The organism is Ensifer sp. ENS06, assembly GCF_014852205.1.
Lineage (GTDB): Bacteria > Pseudomonadota > Alphaproteobacteria > Rhizobiales > Rhizobiaceae > Ensifer > Ensifer adhaerens.
Window position 1 is genome coordinate 273,980 of the sequence record NZ_JACVBC010000007.1, and the last position, 18,930, is coordinate 292,909.

The 18,930-nt window shown below is 62.7% G+C and carries 15 protein-coding genes; 3 read left to right on the forward strand and 12 right to left on the reverse strand.

Annotated features, from left to right (window positions below; translation table 11 throughout):
* Positions 1–16 precede the first annotated feature (16 nt).
* From IB279_RS23910 to IB279_RS23935, 6 genes are all read right to left on the reverse strand, one after another.
* On the reverse strand, positions 17–1,192 hold the full coding sequence (locus tag IB279_RS23910; protein ID WP_060539369.1) for an ABC transporter permease: 1,176 nt from the start codon (positions 1,190–1,192) through the stop codon (positions 17–19).
* Positions 1,189–2,187 (reverse strand): ABC transporter permease, encoded by a 999-nt coding sequence (locus IB279_RS23915; RefSeq protein ID WP_043613700.1) that lies wholly within the window; start codon positions 2,185–2,187, stop codon positions 1,189–1,191. Before IB279_RS23915 ends, IB279_RS23910 begins: the two co-directional genes overlap by 4 nt.
* Before the next feature lies 1 nt (position 2,188).
* Positions 2,189–4,090, reverse strand: a complete 1,902-nt coding sequence (locus tag IB279_RS23920; protein WP_060521779.1) for an ABC transporter substrate-binding protein — start codon at positions 4,088–4,090, stop codon at positions 2,189–2,191.
* Positions 4,087–5,979, reverse strand: a complete 1,893-nt coding sequence (locus IB279_RS23925) for an ABC transporter ATP-binding protein (protein ID WP_060530247.1) — start codon at positions 5,977–5,979, stop codon at positions 4,087–4,089. The genes IB279_RS23920 and IB279_RS23925 overlap by 4 nt, the downstream gene beginning before the upstream one ends.
* 123 nt (positions 5,980–6,102) lie before the next feature.
* A complete protein-coding gene (locus IB279_RS23930; protein WP_060521781.1) occupies positions 6,103–7,053 on the reverse strand; it encodes a polysaccharide lyase in 951 nt (316 codons plus the stop codon).
* A gap of 8 nt (positions 7,054–7,061) precedes the next feature.
* Positions 7,062–8,411, reverse strand: a complete 1,350-nt coding sequence (locus tag IB279_RS23935) for an adenylate/guanylate cyclase domain-containing protein (protein ID WP_060521782.1) — start codon at positions 8,409–8,411, stop codon at positions 7,062–7,064.
* Between the two features lie 382 nt (positions 8,412–8,793).
* On the opposite strand from IB279_RS23935, the gene IB279_RS23940 reads away from it, so the two are divergent.
* The gene (locus tag IB279_RS23940) at positions 8,794–10,131 is read left to right on the forward strand and encodes a nucleotide sugar dehydrogenase (RefSeq protein ID WP_060530245.1); all 1,338 of its coding nucleotides are present in this window, start codon (positions 8,794–8,796) and stop codon (positions 10,129–10,131) included.
* A 35-nt stretch (positions 10,132–10,166) separates the two neighbouring features.
* Here the strand turns inward: IB279_RS23940 and IB279_RS23945 are convergent, their stop codons facing one another.
* Positions 10,167–11,360, reverse strand: coding sequence for a DUF3095 domain-containing protein (locus IB279_RS23945; RefSeq protein WP_192339868.1), 1,194 nt, complete (start codon positions 11,358–11,360; stop codon positions 10,167–10,169).
* 279 nt (positions 11,361–11,639) lie between these two features.
* Between IB279_RS23945 and IB279_RS23950 the strand changes: the two genes are divergently transcribed.
* Together IB279_RS23950 and IB279_RS23955 are read left to right on the forward strand one after the other, a co-directional pair.
* On the forward strand, positions 11,640–12,473 hold the full coding sequence (locus IB279_RS23950; protein ID WP_043613689.1) for an MBL fold metallo-hydrolase: 834 nt from the start codon (positions 11,640–11,642) through the stop codon (positions 12,471–12,473).
* Positions 12,474–12,569: 96 nt separating this feature from the next.
* Complete coding sequence (locus tag IB279_RS23955) at positions 12,570–12,752, forward strand: hypothetical protein (protein WP_034799175.1); 183 nt, start codon at positions 12,570–12,572, stop codon at positions 12,750–12,752.
* Positions 12,753–12,877: 125 nt separating this feature from the next.
* On the opposite strand, the gene IB279_RS23960 is transcribed toward IB279_RS23955, so the two are convergent.
* The 5 genes from IB279_RS23960 to IB279_RS23980 form a co-directional block, all read right to left on the reverse strand.
* Positions 12,878–13,642, reverse strand: a complete 765-nt coding sequence (locus IB279_RS23960) for a polysaccharide deacetylase family protein (protein ID WP_060601577.1) — start codon at positions 13,640–13,642, stop codon at positions 12,878–12,880.
* Positions 13,639–14,736: a glycosyltransferase family 4 protein gene (locus tag IB279_RS23965; RefSeq protein WP_060586098.1), complete on the reverse strand. Its 1,098-nt coding sequence runs from the start codon at positions 14,734–14,736 to the stop codon at positions 13,639–13,641. Before IB279_RS23965 ends, IB279_RS23960 begins: the two co-directional genes overlap by 4 nt.
* Positions 14,737–14,883: 147 nt before the next feature.
* Complete coding sequence (locus IB279_RS23970) at positions 14,884–15,165, reverse strand: hypothetical protein (RefSeq protein ID WP_034799172.1); 282 nt, start codon at positions 15,163–15,165, stop codon at positions 14,884–14,886.
* Positions 15,166–15,268: 103 nt separating this feature from the next.
* Positions 15,269–16,723 carry a lytic transglycosylase F gene (locus IB279_RS23975; RefSeq protein WP_060521787.1) on the reverse strand — a complete coding sequence of 485 codons (1,455 nt, stop codon included), beginning with the start codon at positions 16,721–16,723 and terminating at the stop codon, positions 15,269–15,271.
* 36 nt (positions 16,724–16,759) lie between these two features.
* Positions 16,760–18,895 carry a mechanosensitive ion channel family protein gene (locus IB279_RS23980; RefSeq protein WP_082566551.1) on the reverse strand — a complete coding sequence of 712 codons (2,136 nt, stop codon included), beginning with the start codon at positions 18,893–18,895 and terminating at the stop codon, positions 16,760–16,762.
* Positions 18,896–18,930: the final 35 nt, after the last annotated feature.

Genomic DNA, 18,930 nt, shown 5'->3' on the forward strand with positions numbered 1-18,930 from the left:
TGCGTCAAACCGGGCTTCATTTGTAGGGATCCGCCGCGTCACGCAACCCATCTCCCAAGAAGTTGAACGCCAAAATCACAAGAATGACCGGAATTGTGGGAAATAGGAGCCAGGGATAGAAGGCAATGACGCTGACGCTTTTCGCCTCCGTCAGCAGAATGCCCCAGCTGGTGATCGGCGGCCTGAGACCGAGGCCAAGGAAGCTGAGCGCCGTTTCCCCGAGGATCATGCCGGGAATAGAGATGGTCGCGGTGGCGATCAGATGCGACATGAAACCGGGCACGAGGTGCCGGCCGATGATGCGGCTGCTCCTTGCACCCATGAGCTGGGCCGCAAGCACATAGTCTTCTTCACGCAAGGCCAGCAGCTTCGAGCGGACAGCGCGCGCAAGCCCGGTCCAATCGAGCAGGCCGAGGATGATCGTGATCGCCAGATAAATGAAGATCGGACTCCAGGTCGCCGGCATGATCGCCGCCAGCGACAGCCAGAGCGGGATGCTCGGGATCGATTGCAGCACCTCGATGACACGCTGGACGATGAGATCGAAGACGCCGCCGTGGTAGCCGGCAAGACCGCCGATGACGATACCGAGCACGAAGCTGACGGTAATGCCGAGAAGGCCGATCGTCAGCGAAATCCGCGCGCCATAGATGATGCGCGACAGCACGTCGCGCCCGAGGCGGTCCGTTCCGAGGAAGAAGGCCTCGCCGCCCGTTGCCGGGCAGACGAAATGCACGTTGCTTTCGAACAGCCCCCAGAAGCGATAGCCGTCGCCGCGGCAGAAGAAGCGAAGCGGCTGCACATCCTTGGTATCGTCGGCGTAGTTGCGCTTCAGCGTATCCATGTCCAGCGTCATCGTGCGGCCATAGACGAAGGGACCGACGAACTTGCCCTCATGGAAGAGATGCACCGCCTGCGGCGGCGCATAGATATAGTCCATGTTGCGGGTGTGCAGGTTATAGGGCGCCAGAAACTCGCAGACGACGATCATCAGGTAGAGCGCGACGAGAAAGACGCCGGACGCAAGCGCCAGCTTGTGACGGCGGAATTTCCACCACATCAGCCGCAGCTGCGAAGCCTGGTTGACGCGCACCTGCTCGTCCGTCATCGCCTCGACGGAATAGGGATCGAACGGAGCCGTCGATACGTAGTGCGGCATGGGCTCGCCGGGCGCCGGAAGAAATGACGTCACTTGGTGCTCCTGCCTTGCAGCCGAATTCGAGGATCAAGAATGGCGAGCGCGATGTCGGAGATCAACACGCCGATCACCGTCAGGAAGGCCAGGAACATCAGGAACGACCCGGCAAGATACATGTCCTGGCTCTGCAACGCCTTGATCAACATCGGGCCGGTGGTCTCGAGCGAAAGCACGATCGCGGTGATTTCCGCGCCGGAGATGATCGCCGGCAGGATCGAACCGATATCCGAGATGAAGAAGTTCAGCGCCATGCGCAGCGGATATTTCACCAGCGTGCGCATCGGCGAAAGCCCCTTGGCGCGTGCCGTCACCACATACTGTTTCTGCAACTCGTCAAGCAGGTTGGCGCGCAGGCGCCGGATCATGCCGGCGGTTCCCGCCGCGCCGACGATGATGACCGGAATCCAGATGTGTTCGAGGATCGATTTCGCCTTTTCCCAACTCATGGGTTCAGCGAGATATTTCTGGTCCATCAGGTGGCCGATGGAAATCCCGAACCAGATGTTGGCGAAGTACATCAGGATCAGCGCCAGCATGAAGTTGGGGATGGCGATGCCGATCAGGCCCATCAGCGACAGGCCATAGTCGCCCCAGCTGTACTGATGGGTCGCCGAGTAGATGCCGATCGGGAAAGCGATCAGCCAGGTGAAGATGATGGTGACGAAGGAAACGAGGATCGTCAGCCACAGGCGGTCGCCGACGACGGCGCTCACCGGAAGCTCGTATTCGAAGGAATAGCCGAAATCGCCCTGCAGCATGCCGCCGAGCCAGTAGACGTAGCGCAGCACCGGCGGCTGATCGAAGCCGTACTCCTTCCGGAGCGCCTCGATCTGCTCCATGTCGACGCCTTCGCCCTGCGCCTTGATCTCGGCAACATAGCTTTCGAAGTAGTCACCCGGCGGCAGCTCGATGATGGTGAAGACAAGAGCGGAAATGATGAGGAGGGTCGGAACCATCGCCGCGATACGCCAGAGAATATATCGCAGCATGTCAGCCTTCCTGTTCGATCCAGAAGGTGTCGGGTTTGTAGACACCGAAATAGCACGTGGGGTCGAAGCCGTAGAGCGCAGTGTCGGGCACGTTCCTCAGCTTCTTTGCCACGAGGATCGGCTGGAGCGAGGCGTTGACGATGCCGATCGAGAACACCTGGTCGGTGTAGATCGAGAGCATCCGGCTCCAAATCTCCGTCCGCTCGGCATCCTCGGCCGAATGCCGCCAGCGCTGCAGCAGTTCCGTCAGTTCGACGGCTGCCGGAAGGTCCGGGGCCTGGCCCATTTCGCCGTGGGAAAGATAATTCAGCCCCCAGACCGGCCATTGCAGCTGGTCGTCCGCGGTCGGCGCAAGCTGGCCGGGGTTCATGCTGGCCGTCGGCACGCCGTTGTCTATGCCGAACCACATCGACATGATGATCTCGCCACCGACGGCGCGGCTGCGGAACGTGTCGCGTTGCGAGGTCCGGATGAAGAGCGATATCCCAACCTTCTGCCAGTAGTCGGTGATGAGCTGCAGCACGTCCGTCTCGAGTGTGCTTTCCCCGGCCGTTTCCACGACGATCTGCGCTGCGCGGCCGTCGGAGAGAATACGGATGCCGTCGCTGCCCTTGTTCGTAAGGCCTGCCTCGTCGAGCAGCGCATTGGCCTGTTCCGGATCGTGGGCGACCCAGGCACTGGCAAACTCGGGCCGGAAGAGCGGGCTGTCCGGCAGAATCGTATCGGCGCTTTCCTTCGTCAGGCCGTAGAACACCGCCTTGTTGATTTCGGTACGGTCGATCGCAAGCGACAGCGCGCGGCGAACGCGCACATCCTGCAGCAGCGCCCGCCAGACCTCATCCGAGCAGTTGAGATTGGGAAGCAGCGCCAGGCGCGAGCCCTGCGTCTTCTTCCACAGAAGCACCTTCACCGGATAGCGCTTCTCGGAATCCTTGAGGAAGGTGTAGTCGACGAAGTCGATACTGGTCGCCTGCAAGTCGCTCTCGCCGGTGCCGGTCTTGGCCGGGATCAGCGCCGAGGAGCTGACGCTAAGCACGAACTTGTCGATATAAGGTAGCTGCAGGCCGTTCTCGTCGACGCGATGATAGTAGGGATTGCGCTCGAAGACGAATTGTTCGGCCGGAAGCGGCGTCGTGTTGCGCCAGGGGTCCAGCGTCGGCAGGTCCGGGTTTTCCGGGCGGTAGGAACGGGCCATGCGCATGTGCAGCTGGCTCCATTTCTTCACCCGCTCCTCCTTCATCAGCGCCTTGAGCTTGTCTTCTTCCTGATACTTCTCATGGAACTGTTTCAGGTAGGCCGACGGCATCACCACCACCATCGGCTGGGGGGCGGCGAGCTTCTGCAGGAAGTCAGGATTGGGTGTCGACCAGGAATAGCGCACCGTGCGTTCGTCGATGATCTCGAACTTGGCGGCCTCGCCATCCATGACCAGCGCCGTCGGCAGCCCGGCCGGACTCAGCTTCTCGTTGTTGAGAACGTCGTCCCAGCAATAGCGGAAATCCTCCGACGTCAGCGGCGTGCCGTCGGACCACTTGTGGCCTTCACGGATGTGGAAGGTGAAGATGCGGTCCTCGACCGTTTCGAAGCTTTCGAGAACGTCCGCTTCGATCTTCAGCGCTTCGTCGAAGCCGACCAGACGGGCATAGCCGTAGATGGTCATCAGGCGGATGTCCTTGGCGCTGCCGATCAGCATCCGCACCTCGCCGCCGTACTTGCCGGGCTGGCGCCCCATGGCCGCGACGTTGATGACACGCGGCGTCTTCGGCAGGCGCTCGGCCAGCGGCGGCAGCTTGCCGTCGGCAATCTGCTTTTCCCAGAATGCGGGCTCGCCTGCAGCTGCAAAGAGCCGCGTCGGCAGAGCCACGGTCGCAAGCAATGCCAATACAGTTCGGCGGGTGATCATGGCCGCAACTCCCTTGCATCCACGGATCGGCGCGCCAGCACGATGTGGTCACCACCGAGATCCGCGGGGATCAGCGCGTCGCCGGCATCATCGTCCCGGAACTGCGGTCCCCAGCGCCGCATGTCCGAACCTTCGCTGTCCTTCAGCAGTTCGAAATCCAGCGGCCGGTCGAGATCCGGATAAGGAACCGCCGCCAGCAGCGACTTGGTATAGGGATGAACAGGATTGCGCATCAGCACCTCGCGCGGCGCCAGCTCGACGATACGCCCTGCACACATCACGGCGATGCGGTCGGCCATATAGTCGACGACAGCCAGATTGTGCGAGATGAACAGGCAGGTCAGGCCCAGCTCCTTCTGCAGGTCCTTCAGCAGGTTGAGGATCTGCGCCTGGACGGAGACGTCGAGCGCGGAAACCGGCTCGTCGCAGATCAGCAGTTCGGGCACCAGCGCCAGTGCGCGCGCGATCCCGATGCGCTGGCGTTGACCGCCCGAGAAGGAATGCGGGTACCGGTTGATGAAGCGCTGGTCGAGACCGACGGCCTGCAGCAGCGAACGCACCGTTTCTTCGCGCGATTTGCCCGTTCCGCGCCCGTGGATCTCGAGCGGCTCGCTGAGGATGTTCTTGACCGTCATGCGCGGCGAGAGCGAGGAGACCGGATCCTGGAAGACCATCTGGATCTTGGACCGCATGGCCTTAAGGTCGTCGCCCTGCACTTTCAGCACATCGACCGGCCCCTCGCCATTGTCGAAGATCACCGAGCCCTGGTCGGGCGTGACGGCCCGCATCAGGATCTTGCTGACGGTGGTCTTGCCGCAGCCGCTTTCCCCGACGAGGCCGAGGCACTCGCCACGGCGGATGTCGAAGCTGACATCGTCGACGGCGCGATGCAGCGTATCTTCGCCACCGCCGAACCAGGACGATTTGCGCGTTCCATAGGTCTTCGAGACATTGCGGACGGACAAAAGCACGTCGGGACCGGTGCGCCGGTCGGCGGCCGAGGTCCCGAGCAGCGTTCCGGCCTTGACCGGCACTTCGCGCAGTGCCTTCAGCCGCTCGCCGGGCTTCATGTCGAAATGCGGAACCGCGGCCATCAGGCCCTTGAGATAGGGATGCTGCGGGTTGCGGAAGATCGCCTCGACCGGACCGGCCTCGACGATCTGGCCGTGATAGATCACCACAACCTCGTCGGCCATGTTGGCGACGACGCCAAGGTCATGGGTGATCAGCAGCATGGCCATGTTGAGTTTGACCTGAAGCTCGCGCAGGAGTTTAAGGATCTGCGCCTGAACGGTCACGTCGAGCGCTGTCGTCGGCTCGTCGGCGATCAACAGCGCCGGCCGGCAGATCAATGCCATGGCAATCATCGCGCGTTGCCGCATGCCGCCGGAAAGCTCGAACGGATACATGTCGTAGGCGCGCTTCGGATTGGCAAAGCCCACATAGCCGAGCAGCTCTTCCGTTCGCGCCCGACGTTCCGCCTTTTCCGCGTCGGTGTGGATCTTCAGCACTTCGGAAATCTGGTTTCCGATCGTGTGGAGCGGCGACAGCGATGTCATCGGCTCCTGGAAGATCTTGCTGATGCGCGTGCCGCGCAGGCTGCGGATCTCCTCCCCTTCCCGCTCCAGCGAGAGCAGGTCGATCGGCTTTGCAGCCGTCGTCGGGTCGTTGAACAAAATTTTGCCACCAACCTTGGCGACATTGGGCAAGATGCCCATCACCGCCTGGCTGATTGCGGATTTCCCCGATCCGGACTCGCCGACGAGCGCCGTCACCTTGCCGGGCAAAATTCTGAAATTCGCGTTATTGACGGCTTGAACTTCGCCGCCGAGCACCGAGAATGTGATCCGCAGACCTTCAACTCGAAGCAGGTCCGCCCCAGATGTCATAGCAGCACGCTTCCCTCATTGCTTTTTATCCGCCGCCTCTAAAAAAAGACTAGCGCAGCTTCCAAGGGCTGTCCAGCACACCCGGTTGCAGACGAGGCTCTACCCACCTGCATCTTCAGATGGTTAGAACGAAGGGCAGGCACCGCCCTTCAACACGTCGGCGCAATTGGCCGAGCGTCGGAAGTCGTCGTAAAACAGCGTCCAGTCGGTTTTATCGGCCGCCCGGTAGGGGCCGAACTTGAAGTACTGGTTCTTGCCGAGCCCCTTGTCGTCGTGACCGATATGACCCGTCACCGTGATGATTGGCTTGTCGTTGGCGAAGAGTTCGATGCGACCCGTGCCATTGGCTCCCGGCAGCGTGTAGATCGCGAAATCGATCCAGCCGGACTTCGGGTCGGGCAACGGATTGCCGTGGTTCGTCACCTTGATCGCATCGGTGCATGCATTGAAGAGACTGCCGTCGATCAGCTCCCAGTTGCTGTCTGCGGCGACCAGCATGCGCATCTGGTTGACGCCCGGCCGCCCCCATACGGGGATCTCGCCCGGTTTGCAGCTCGCCGGCTTCCCCTCAGGACCGGCCCAGAGCGGCGCGATATAGTTCGTTTCCACAGTGGCGAAAAGTTTGCCGGCCTCGAGCCTCAAGGCAAGGAACGGGCTGAAATCGCCCTCGGCACCCGGATCGATCTCGCGCTTCCACTGGGCGATCAGATAACGATGGTCCTCATTCGGGATCGGGTCGGCAAACTTGACCGCGAAACCATACCAGACGCCCTGGTCGTATGGCACGCGCAGCGCCGTCTTTTCCCAGATCTCGGCCCGCTCGCTGCAACCGTCGAGCGAATCGGGACAGGTCGGAACGACGCTCAGCTTGAGCGCGCCATTACCGTTATGCTTGACCTCGTTCTGAAACTCCACCGTGCCGGCGGTCTGCTCGAAGTTCTCGCGATAGTAGAGCCCGCCCTCAGGCGCAAAATCCCGCCCCTCGAAGTCGTCGGAAAGCTTGGTTTCCCATGGCTGCGCCATCGCGCTCCCGGCCATGACGATGGAAGCGACGAAAAGGACGGTGCGAAACATTCTTCCCCCTATTGAAGCATCTTGTCGATAAGGCCGCGCGGCGGCTGGAGCGGACGCGTATTGCGATGAAGCAGCATGACATGCTCCGCCTCGGAAAGTCCATCCTGCAACACGTCGTCGAATCGTTCATCGGCCCTTGCGAGCAAGGCAGCGTCGTTGGGGTAGAGGATCGTGAATTTCTGCCGCACGCCGCGGAGCTTTTCCTGGCCGAGGGCCGTCCAGTCGCCGCCGCAATAATTGACGAAGGCTTCGCTCGCGACGACGCTGTGGGCGTATTTCTTGGTCAGGTTCTGCAACCTCTGGACTTCGTTGACGGCCGAGCCGAAGGCCGAGAACGTCAGCCGGTCGCGCAGGCCCACATTGCCGAACATCACGTTGCCCACATGCAGACCGATGCCGTAGCCGATCGGATCGCGTGCCTGCTTGCGCCGCTCGCCGTTCAGCATGTCCATGCGTGCGGTTGCCGCGCGCACGGCGGCAAAGGCCTCGCGGGCGGCAAATTCCGAGGGCTCCTTGTGGCGCCCACAGGGATAGACGGCGATGAAGCCGTCACCGACGAAGCTCAGAATATGGCCACCGTTGCGATTGAAGGGGGCTGCGATTGCATCGAAATAGGTGTTCAGGGTCTCGATATAGGACTGACGCCCTTCCTTTTCCGCCAGCATCGTCGAGCGGCGCATGTCGCCCATGACGAGGACGGCGCGCACGGTCTCGCCGTCGCCGCGGCGAACCTGGCCGCTCATCACACGCCGGCCAGCGCTGGAGCCGAGATAGGTGGTCAGCATGTTGTCGGCGAGCTTGCCGAGCACCGCCATCTTCGCGGCGACTGCCAGATGGTATTGCAGCTTCAAAAGCGCGCCAATGACATCGTCCGTGAAGCCGCCGTGCCGATCGGTCGTCCAGGATCCGACCATGCCGTGGCCGGAATCGGCGCCGAGAGACTGCATGAAGGCGAGATAGTCCGTCGCACCCTGCTCCTTCAGATCGTCGAAGATCGGAAATTCGGACGGGGTATCCTGGTAGATGCGCCGGCGGACATGCTCGAGATTGTTGTTGAGCAGGTAATAGTAGGGGCTCTGCAGGAACCGCTCGGGATTAAGCGCCAGTTCCTCGTGCCGAAGGCCGCTGACCTCCACGCCCTTGCCGCGCACCCAGGTGAAGCCCAGAGCATCGTAAAGCGGGTGCAGCATCGAGAAGGAAAGATGGACGCGCATCAGCGGCAAGCCGGCGGCCGCCAGCCGCTCGCAGAAGCCTTTGACGATCGTCTCCAGCGGCGCGTCGCTCAGCGATGTGCGCATCAGCCAGTCGGCGACCTTGTCGATGAGGATTTCGGATACGTTGTCGTTCGTCGGGCCCATTTCGCGTCCTCGCATGACAGACCGTCCCGCGTCAGCATCCGGAGACGGCGAACGCCCCGGCAATTTGCCGGTTCATGTTCGCGGTGGATGATGATGAGCCGTGCCCGTTAAGAAAATGCTCCAACCGATTCCGGCGTCGATGACGTGCAGGCACCCGGAATGCGGCACTTATATGTTGCAGATATTCACGCGCGCCGCCAATTTCCAGAGGCGAACGAAGATTTTTCCGACCTGTTGCAGCATGAAGATTTGATAGCCGGCTCAACGGCCTGCCAGCGGCCCTGGTGCCGGGCCTCGCTTGACTTGGGGCTTGTTTCTCTCCAACAAACCACGACATGTTCGCGCGCCGCGCCTGTCTGTCCACGAGATCCGGAACCGAAACTTGACCTCACCTCATTTCGAAAGCCTGCTGTCGTCCATCTCCGCCCGGAGCGCCAAGGCCGGCGTCATCGGGCTCGGCTATGTCGGCCTGCCATTGGCGATTGCGGCAGCGCGCGCGGGCTATTCCGTCATCGGTTTCGACATTGATCCCGGCAAGATCGTCGCGCTCGATGCGGGCAAGTCCTACATCGGGGCGGTCTCGGACGCTGTCCTTGCCCGGGAGAGCGGTGCTGGCCGTTTCCGTTCCACGACGGATTTCCTCGAACTGTCCGGCTGCGACGTCATCATCATCTGCGTGCCGACGCCCCTGACCAAATATCGCGACCCGGACCTTTCCTTTGTCGAAAAGACGTCGCGCGCGATCGCCGCAACCCTGCGTCCCGCGCAGCTCATCGTCCTGGAATCGACCACCTACCCCGGTACGACCGATGGCATCGTGCGCAGCATCCTCGAGGAAACCGGGTTCAAGTCCGGCGCCGAATTTTTCGTCGGCTTTTCACCCGAGCGCGAAGACCCGGGCAACCCGGTCTATGAGACCGTGAGCATTCCGAAGGTCGTCGCCGGCGACGGCCCCGAGGCGGCAAAGCTGATGGAGGCGTTCTACGCTTCCGTGGTCAAGACGGTCGTTCCGGTCTCGTCCAACGCCACGGCGGAAGCCGTGAAACTCACCGAAAACATCTTCCGCTCGGTCAACATCGCGCTCGTCAACGAATTGAAGATTGTCTACGAGGCGATGGGCATCGACGTCTGGGAAGTGATCGAGGCCGCCAAAACCAAGCCGTTCGGCTATATGCCGTTCTATCCCGGCCCCGGCCTCGGCGGCCACTGTATTCCGATCGACCCTTTTTACCTCACCTGGAAGTCGCGCGAATACGAACTGCCGACGCGTTTCATCGAGCTTGCCGGCGAGATCAACTCGGCCATGCCGCGCCACGTCGTCAGCCGACTGGCCGAGGCGCTGGACCGGCACGCCGGCAAGGCGCTCAGCCGCTCCACCGTTCTCGTCATCGGCCTCGCCTACAAGAAGAACGTTCCCGATATTCGCGAGAGCCCATCGTTGCGCCTGATCGAACTGATCGAGGAGCGCGGCGGCCACACCGCCTATCACGACCCCTACGTTACCGAGATCCCGCCGACGCGCGAATATGCCGCTCTGAAGGGCCGGCGTTCAGTGACGCTCGACGAGCCCACGGTGGCGGCGTTCGACGCCGTGCTGATCGCCACCGACCACGACCAGGTGGACTACGCAGCCCTCGCCAAGTGGGCGCCGCTCGTCGTCGATACCCGCAACGTCTTCCATCGAAACGGCCTGACGGGCAGCCACATTATCAAGGCATAGCGCAACGGTCGTGCGCATCCCTGTGGCCACAACAGCTAGCCGGCGCCACCCGCAAAGGGTTGAGTAGCCTTGTTGCGCGCCAGCGCGGCCTTGAGATTGCTCGCCGCCACCGCATAGCCTCCAGAGGCGCCGTCGACGAAGTGTATGTGGTCGCGGGTCATCGGCGTCGGCACGATGCAGGTCATCAGCGCCGAATCCTGCCGGTGCAGGCCATAGTGTCCGACGCCCTCTGCCTCTGCCCGCTGCAGCCGCGCCTCGATCCGTTCGAGGCACGGGGCACTGATATCGATCGTCATTTTCAGGCCGTCGTCGAATTTACGGAAGTCGGTGTTGTCGGCAAGGTCGCGGCGGTATCGGTTCGTATCGAAGGGCCCAAGGTTCCAGCCCATCCGAAGGCAGACGAAAAGTGCCAGCGTCTGCACGGTGATAACGCAACGCTTCAGGAAACGTCGCCCTCGCGGAGCGGCCGCGCGCGTCTCGGTGTCGATCCCCTGGAAGGAGAACCGCGCGGTCGGACCAAGCTCGGGAACGGGGTGACCGCCGCGACCTTCCTCGTCGGCAAGCGCGACGATGTCGGCGATCAGCGCCTGGAATTCCGGTCCGTTGCCCTTCGCGCCCGGCACCGCGATGATCGAGGCAATCGTGCCGTGGCGGGACTCGATCGGGTTCCAGCGACAGGAAAGGCCGGTCAGGTCCGGCCGGCTGCCGGCAGGCGCCGCCGCGACGTGATAGCGCCCGGCCTTCATCGCCGCCTCGGCCCAGCTTGCGCCGCCGCCTGCAAACATCGCGTAGGAAACCTCGTCGCTGGCCTTGAAGCGGGCGACGCGCATGTCGAGCCCGTGCTGGCGGATGTCACTGACCGGAACGAGCGCGGTCCGCAACTCAAGGTCAAGTTCCTCCGCCACCCAGGTCTTCACCGCGGCCAGCGCGTCGCCGGCCCTGTCGGCCATTGATGCCGGCAGCGCCGCCAAGGCGCCATCCCCCCCGAATACGAAGGGCATCGTCTTTTCTTCGAGCACGTTCATCAGGGCGGATATGACGCTGGCGCCGGCCATGTTGACCGTCTTGTAGCGGCCGTCGGCAATCGCACCGGTCGAGTTGACGATATCGGCCACGGCCAGCAGCCAGCCGTCCGGCAACGGCCGGTAATTCGCTTCGTCCGCGACGCCTTCGAAGGCGTCGAACAACGGCACGCTATCGTAAAATCGGCCTTCCATTGCCTCAGCCATCAGCGCCTCGATCTTCGCTCGCCCTTAACGTTCGTCAGATAATTCACGCGGGAGCGCAACAAAAAGTTTCATTGGCTGTTACCAAGGAGACACCTCAGTCCGTTTCTGCAGCCTAGAAGATAGGCGAGGAGCGGATTTGGCCGGAGGGGGACTTGGCGACGCGATGGTTAGTTTCCAAATAATAACCCATGGCATTGCAGGGGTGTGGCCATCTGTGCTTGTTTAACAGTCACACAAGGATCAAAATGGTCCAAGCGTGCGTAGTGAAGCCGAAACTGAATGCGTGACGACAACTTTCGAGTGCGGTTCTGGGGCGTAAGAGGAAGTTTGCCGGTCTCCGGCCAACAATACGTCGCCTATGGGGGAAATACATCCTGCATCGAAATTCGATGCGGCAAGGACGTATTGCTGTTCGATGCCGGCTCTGGCCTGCGCGAGGCTGGCTATGCGCTGATCGCCGAAGGCGTCGAAGAGTTCGATCTGTTCTTCACTCACAGCCACTACGACCACATTATCGGTCTTCCCTATTTCAAACCCATCTACAAATGTCGCAATTCGGTGCGCTTCTGGTCTGGCCATCTGCACGGCACCATGACCACGCGGGAGATGATCCGCGATTTCATGCGCCCACCATGGTTCCCGGTCGATCCCGACATCTGTCAAGCGAGCCTCGACGGCATGGACTTCAAACCCGGTGACGTGCTGACCCCGCGTGCCGGCGTCACCATCCGCACGACGAGCCTCAACCATCCCGGTGGCTGCGTCGGCTATCGGATCGAATGGAACGGCCGCGCCGTCGCTCTCGTCTACGATACCGAGCACGAGCCGGGCGTCCTCGATCCCGGCGTGCTCGAACTGATCGCCGGGGCCGACCTGTTCGTCTACGACTGCACCTATCTCGAAAGCGAGATGGAGCATTTTCAGGGTTACGGACACTCGACCGGCATGCATGGCGCACGACTGGCGATGGCCGCCGGCGTCAAGCAGCTCGCCATGTTCCACCACGATCCGTCGCGCACCGATGAGGCGTTGGCCGCCATGGAACGCGATGTCCAGGCGACATTCCCCGGCGCCTTTGCCGCCCGCGACGGACAGATCGTCGAGCTCGATTGAGCATCTGAAATCGCGTCGGGATGTCCTTTACCCGAAATTCGGGCCGGAACTATTTCACGCCTCGTGGATTCCTTCTTTCCAAAGAAGGAGCACCGCATGAGCAAGGACAAGAAGGCCCAGCAGGCGATCGAGGAAACCGGCAAGGATCCGTCGGGTGGGCAGCATCTTCCAACCGCAGGTCCTCATGCAAAGGATCGACTGACCGACAAGACCAAGACCCCCGGCTCAGGGTTGCTGCCGGACAACGATGACGACACTGTCGTACCCGGTAGCGGCTGAGGTGGTGTTCCAGCAAAACATGGGCCGTCGCATCCGACGGCCGCGCCTCCCTGACATGGCGGCAAGCGTCCCTACTGTTTGTCGCGGCAGCTGGCCAAACTACGCTTCCGCCAGCGAAAGGATCATTAAGCTATGAGATCGGCTCCGGTCCGCCAGCGACAGGCCGGATGCGCGGCCGTAAGCGTGAAGAGCTCCTCCATGAAGGACCAAACGCCGGCGTCGTGAACCAGATGATGGGTGAGCACTCCGATGGTTCGCCCGGCCTGATCCCGCCTCTTTTCATCGTCACCGCAGATCTGCCTTAGCCTGGCGATGATGTCTGCTACAATCGCCGCGTGCTCGCGGCAGCCGCGTGTTCCCTGCCAATCCATCACATCGGCATGGGTGTTGACGAGCTTGAAGAGCGAGGGTTTTTCCGGACCGAAGACCGACAGCGCCGCAAAACCGACCCCGGGCAGGTCATCCAGAAGCGCGCCGTCGATCCGGTTCCACGGCGGCACCAGCATCGGCACGAAGCTGCGCGGAAACAGCGCCTGGAGACGCGCGCAACCCTCCGTGAGTTCATCGAGAACCGTTGAGCGTGGCCGGTGCGCGCCGAGTTCCTGTTTCTTTTCCTCGGGCGGAGCATGGTTGCGGTGCGCCCAGCCGTGCACCGCGACGCTGACGCCGGCATGTCCATCGAGGCGGCGCGCAAGCGCCTCGCCCGTCAGCGCGGGCGGCACGGCGATGACCACCGGAACCAGGTGCTTGTCAACCAGCGACAACAGGCGGTCGAGTGCTGCCGTCGGCTCGGCGGCGTCGTCGTCCCGCAGCCAGAAATCAACCTGTCGACCGGACGCGGCCACGCGGTCGAGCGCGACGGCAAGCTGCTGCCAATGGGGTCGTCTCATGCCGTCGCCTCCAGATGCTCGTCAAATATCGTGCGCAGCCGCCGCGCCGCGGCAGGGAAGGAACGTTCGTCGTGGACGAACCGTCCGGCAGCCGTACCCAATCTCCGCCGAAGGACCGGATCCTCTATCAGCGCGCGCATCGCCGCCGCAAAGGCGGTGGCATCGCCGTCGGGCGTAAGGATCCCTGTCTCGCCGTCCCTGACCACTTCCGGCACGCCGGCGGTATTCTGCGCAACGACTGGCAGGCCCGCCGCCTGAGCTTCGAGATAGGCAAGCCCATAGGCCTCGCCGCAGCCCGGCCAAACGTAGAGGTCGCTGCCGGCAAGAATAGCCGGCAGATCGGCAGCGCTCCTTTCGCCGAGCCAGTCCAGCCGGTCGGACGGCAAGGCCGAGAAGGCCTGTTGCACCTCGTCGCGGCACGGACCGTCGCCGACGATCGTCAGGGTCCAGCGGCTATCGGCGATGTGTGTCAGCGATTGCGCCAGCATGCGGTAGCTGTCCAGCTTGTCGCCGCTGCGCATCATGGCGACAGCGACCATGCGGCAGAGGTCATCCGTGCTTCCGCCGCCCGGCACGAAAGGGGCGGCATCGATGAAGGGGGCAAGCATCGCGTGGCGGCAGTCGGGCGCGGCCTCCAGCAGGCCATCCCGGTCCCGGCGCGTCAGGCAGATGTTGACTGCCGCCTGCTCGATGGCCTGGAGCACGTGGCGTTGGGCGATCGCGCGCACGCCCTCGTTTCGCCGCGCCGAGTAGGAGGCCTCTGCCGTCACGTAGGGGATGGTGAATTCGGCGGCAAGCGAAGGACCGAGCAGGTCCGGCGCCTTGTAGTAGGGATGGTAGCAGAACCATAGATCGGGGGCGCCGTCGCGCATCCACCCCTGCCGGAGGCGGATGATCTCGCCTGCCGCCGCTTGCTCCAGTTCACGAAAATCTACGTCCGACGCGGCCGCCATGAAGCTGCGCAGGTCCGAGACGACCGCGACCTCGTGCCCTCCCGCACGGAGTGCTGCAACCAGCATGCGCGCCATCAGGCGATCACCCGAAGGAACGGGATGGTCTGGGGATTTCAGCGGTGCGTAAAAGGCGATCTTCATCCGCAGCGAGCTATCGTTTCTCCGCGGCGGCCTGTCAACCGACCGCGCCGGGAGCTTGCCGCTTTCCGGTGGGATCGCGGGAGAGGAAAGCATGCGTCCGCGCCGCCGTCTGCAGCCAAGGGGATACCAGGCCCGACCGCCAGCGGTTCATCGGTCGATCGGCAAATCGTAGTAGTCCCGGCGGATCAGTTTCAGCGAACGGTCCGGCTCGATGACATAGGTTTCCTGAACGAAGCTGTTGCCGCTCGTGAAGCGGTGCGGGACGATGCTGCCGACGGGCGCCTTCGTCAGCTTCGTGCGCGGCTGCCCGCCATAGGTGATGCTGCCGGGGATCGGCTCCAGGTCCGGCGTCGTGCAGCCCGCAAGCGTCACCGCGGACAGAGCAAGCAGACCAAACAGCCCGCCAAGGCTGCGGATGTTTTTCACCATGATCACCTGGCAGCCCCATCGCCGTCCGTGGACCGCTCCGTGCCTGCCACTCCTTGTTTCGTTTCTCTTCTTCCAGCGCGGCCAGATCGCGCCGCCGCGTTCGCTAAGGCGTTGCAGCCACCCCTGTGCTGCCGGCCTTCTCGACCGTGGTTTCCGTATCATGCTCCGAGAGCAGGCTATAGGCGACATAGTATTTGTAGATATTGCTGACGTATTGCACCGTCTCGCGCCCGACGATCGCCGCCGCCGCATTCTCGACATTGCCGAACCAGAGGTTCGGGTCGAGCCCCATATCCTTGGCCTTGGCCCTGAACTTGCGCAGGTTTCCCGGTCCGGCATTGTAGGCCGCGAAGGCAAACAGCATCTGGTTTTTCGGCGTGACGGCCGGGTCGTCGATGTAGGTATCGACAAGGTAGCGCAGATATTTCGAGCCCGCTTCGACGTTGAGGTTCTCGTCCTTATCGATGCCGCGAATGTTGACGGCCTTGTCCGCAGCGGTCGATGGCAGCAACTGCATGATGCCGACCGCGCCCCTGTGGCTGCGGCGGGACTGATCGAGCTGCGATTCCTGGTAGCCCTGCGCCATCAGCATCAGGTGGTCGAAGGAATAGGTCTTCCCGTGCGTGCGGAAGATTTCCACGAGTTGCTTGAAACGTTCGACATCGGCTGGCGCATAGGCGCGCTTCAGCATCTTGTCGCCCTTGTAATAGGTGCTCCTCAGGATGTTGCCGAAGGTCGTCCCGACCTTGTGGGTCTTGACGAAGTCGTCGAGCACACCTTTAAGCTTGGGGCTGTCCTTGCGGATCGCCCAGGCGATCTCCCCGTGGTCGGAAACGACGATGTCGTCGCGCACCTTGAGGTCGGTGAACACCTTCACCCAGATGTCCGCCTTGTATTTGTCGACGACCGTCCAGGGCAGCAGGCCGGCATTGATCATCTCCAGGACGTCTTCGTCCTCGAGGTTCTCATCCATGTCCTTCAGCGTGATCGGCGCGCGACCGGCCTTTTCGAAGCCGGCGCTGAGCGCCGCCAGGTGCTCGTAATAGCTGCTCGATCGGCGCACATGCAGTTCCTGCCCGCTCAAATCGTCGACGCTTGTGATCGCCGGCGCCGAAGGGCCGGTGACCAGCACCTCCTTGGCTTCGTCGAACAGCGGCGCGGTGAAATCGACCTTTGCAAGCCGCGTCTCGGTTATCGTCAGATTGGCCATGACGATATCGCCAAGCCCTTCTTCGAGCGCCGAGAGCAGACGCGCCCGCGGCATCGGCAGGAACCCGACGCGGATCTTGTCGATCTGCTTCTTCCTCCCCTTGTTGAGTTCGTGTTCGAGCGCCGTTCCGAAGTCGACGGCCGTGCCCAATTGCTGGCCGCGATCGAGGAAATAGATGGTCTTGCTGAAAGGCACGATGATGCGGATCACGCGCCGCTTTTCCATTCCGTCGAAGTCGTCCTTGTGGGGGACGAACATCGAGCGAAGGAATTGCTCATTCGACTGTGCCAAGGCGCCGCTTCCCGTGAAGAACACGAGAAGCAGCAGCCCCAAGAGAACGCGTTTCATGTCAGCCCCCAGCCCGAGAACCCTGTTGCCGAAATGCTATTCCTGCGGCGGACCGCCTTCGCCAAGCGCGGCGGCCGCATTCTTCTTGGCGATGGCGTCGCGGGTCGCGGCGGCCGCGGCGACGGATTGCTGCTGCTCGTCGCCCGCCACCTGCACGGTCGGCGAGGCGAAGTTGATGCCGTTTTCCTTGAAGGATTCCTTGATCATCACCTGCGCCCGGCGCCGGACCTGGGTCTGTGCCCCCGGCTTCGTCTTCATGGCGAAACTCAAGGTCATGCCGTAGTCGCCAAAGTTCTCGACACCCTTCATCTTGACCGTTTCCAGGATCAGCGGCCCGATATCCGGATCTTCGAGCAGCTTGGCGCCGATGCCCTTCACCAGTTTCTTCACCTTGGCGACGTCGGCATCGAAGGAAACGTTGATCAGGAACTTGTCGATCACCCAGTCGCGGCTCATGTTCTGCACCGCGCCGAGCGAGCCGAAAGGCACCGTGAACACGGGACCGCGATGATGCCGGAGCTTGACCGAGCGAATGCTGAAGGATTCGACCGTGCCCTTGTAGCTGCCGCTCTGGATGTATTCGCCGATGCGGAAGGCATCGTCCATCATGTAGAAGATGCCGCTGATGACGTCCTTGACCAGCGTCTGCGAGCCGAAGCCAATCGCCACGCCGAAGACACCGGCGCCGGCAATCAGCGGGCCGATTTCCACCCCAAGGCCGGAGAGCACCATCAGCACGGCCACGATCGCGATGAAGGCTGCCAGAAAGTTACGCAGGATCGGCAGCAACGTCATCAGGCGGGTGTTGCGGGCGCGCTCGGCCGGGTCTTCGGTCGCGTGATTGGCCTGCTTGACGCGCAGGTTGATGAAACCCTTGACGAGCTGCCAGACCAGATCTGCAGCCAGCAGGATGACGATACCCGCCAGGACGCCGCGGAACACCCGATTGAAGGCGTCGTCCTGCATCATCGACGTGGCGCTGACCTTGAAGACGAGCGCCAGCCAGCCGGCGGCAAGCGCGATGACCAGCAGCCGTGCCCCGCGCTCGATGAAGATGTTGCGCACCACGCGCGGATCGTCCTCTGCCGAGCTATCCAGCATCGTCTTGGTAAAGGCGCTCGTGAAACGCAGCAGCGGCGGCAAGCCGATCACGTAAAGGCCGATCCAGAACAGCACGTCCATGCCGGCGACCCAAAGCAGCCAAAGCACGATCAGGAAGGCAACCAGGAACACGTTGCCGACGATACGGCGCGAACCGACGACGGCCCCCACCGGACGCCGCACGACTGTGAGGATCCCGAGCGCGAGGACCACGAGCCCAAGAAGCGCGGTGATGAGATTGCGCACGTCCGCGGAAATCGACAACGCGCTCATCGCGTCGCCGACACCCCAGACGAGCGCCCCGCCACCGATCAGCCATAGGGCATGCCGGTGCCAGAAGCTGGCCTCATCGGGCGTGAGCGAGAGGTAACCGCCTCGCCCGTCCGCATTCCCCTCGTTGACCGGTCCCCCCGTCAGGACCGCCGAGGCGATGATCATCAAAAGGCGTGCTCCGATCCAGGCGCCGAGCAGCGGCGCGATCGTCGTTTCCAGCCGCGTCGGCCAGTCGGCGATCGCCAGCACCGACATGCTGGCAGCCGCAAAAACGATAAGCGGCAGAAGCCGTGTGAGCATGGTGCGGGCCGGCCCCGTCAGCACCGCCCCCTTCAGGCTGCGTCCGAGCAGCCAGCGCAGGAGATATTCGGCGCCGTAGCCGATCGCCAGGATCAGGAAAAACCCTTTGAGGATGGGAGCGGCGCCATGGCTCTCCATGTCGCCGGAAAGGCGCTGGCGCGCCGCCTGCATTTCCGGAAGGACACGCGGCACGGCGTTGCCGATGCCGGTCAGATGACGCCTGATTTCGGCGGTCCAACGCGCCACGACACCGGTTGCGGGCGTTCCGGCCGGAGCTTCGGCCGCAGTGGCGGGCGGGGCCTGTTTCGTCGACAGCCACTGTTTCACTTCCGGATCATCGAGAAGCTGGATCAGCTGCTGGACCTTTGCGGGCGGAGCCGCCGGCGCGGCTTCCTGCGCCAGCCCTGGCGAAACCAGCCCAAAAACAACGGAAAGAAAAGCCACGAGACCGAAGACCGGCCCCACAAGCAAGCGACCCGACGACCCGACACAGCCCATTCTCAGCACCCCCGACGAACATGCCCGTCCCCCGA

What these genes read in the sequence shown, in the direction of transcription:
- IB279_RS23935 (WP_060521782.1), bottom strand. Translation starts at nt 8,411, where the DNA reads ATGGGCCCGACGAACGACAACGTATCCGAAATCCTCATCGACAAGGTC.
- IB279_RS23975 (WP_060521787.1), bottom strand. Translation starts at nt 16,723, where the DNA reads ATGAAACGCGTTCTCTTGGGGCTGCTGCTTCTCGTGTTCTTCACGGGA.
- IB279_RS23920 (WP_060521779.1), bottom strand. Translation starts at nt 4,090, where the DNA reads ATGATCACCCGCCGAACTGTATTGGCATTGCTTGCGACCGTGGCTCTG.
- IB279_RS23925 (WP_060530247.1), bottom strand. Translation starts at nt 5,979, where the DNA reads ATGACATCTGGGGCGGACCTGCTTCGAGTTGAAGGTCTGCGGATCACA.
- IB279_RS23980 (WP_082566551.1), bottom strand. Translation starts at nt 18,895, where the DNA reads ATGGGCTGTGTCGGGTCGTCGGGTCGCTTGCTTGTGGGGCCGGTCTTC.
- IB279_RS23965 (WP_060586098.1), bottom strand. Translation starts at nt 14,736, where the DNA reads ATGAAGATCGCCTTTTACGCACCGCTGAAATCCCCAGACCATCCCGTT.
- IB279_RS23930 (WP_060521781.1), bottom strand. Translation starts at nt 7,053, where the DNA reads ATGTTTCGCACCGTCCTTTTCGTCGCTTCCATCGTCATGGCCGGGAGC.
- IB279_RS23970 (WP_034799172.1), bottom strand. Translation starts at nt 15,165, where the DNA reads ATGGTGAAAAACATCCGCAGCCTTGGCGGGCTGTTTGGTCTGCTTGCT.
- IB279_RS23945 (WP_192339868.1), bottom strand. Translation starts at nt 11,360, where the DNA reads ATGGCTGAGGCAATGGAAGGCCGATTTTACGATAGCGTGCCGTTGTTC.
- IB279_RS23915 (WP_043613700.1), bottom strand. Translation starts at nt 2,187, where the DNA reads ATGCTGCGATATATTCTCTGGCGTATCGCGGCGATGGTTCCGACCCTC.
- IB279_RS23955 (WP_034799175.1), top strand. Translation starts at nt 12,570, where the DNA reads ATGAGCAAGGACAAGAAGGCCCAGCAGGCGATCGAGGAAACCGGCAAG.
- IB279_RS23950 (WP_043613689.1), top strand. Translation starts at nt 11,640, where the DNA reads ATGCGTGACGACAACTTTCGAGTGCGGTTCTGGGGCGTAAGAGGAAGT.
- IB279_RS23960 (WP_060601577.1), bottom strand. Translation starts at nt 13,642, where the DNA reads ATGAGACGACCCCATTGGCAGCAGCTTGCCGTCGCGCTCGACCGCGTG.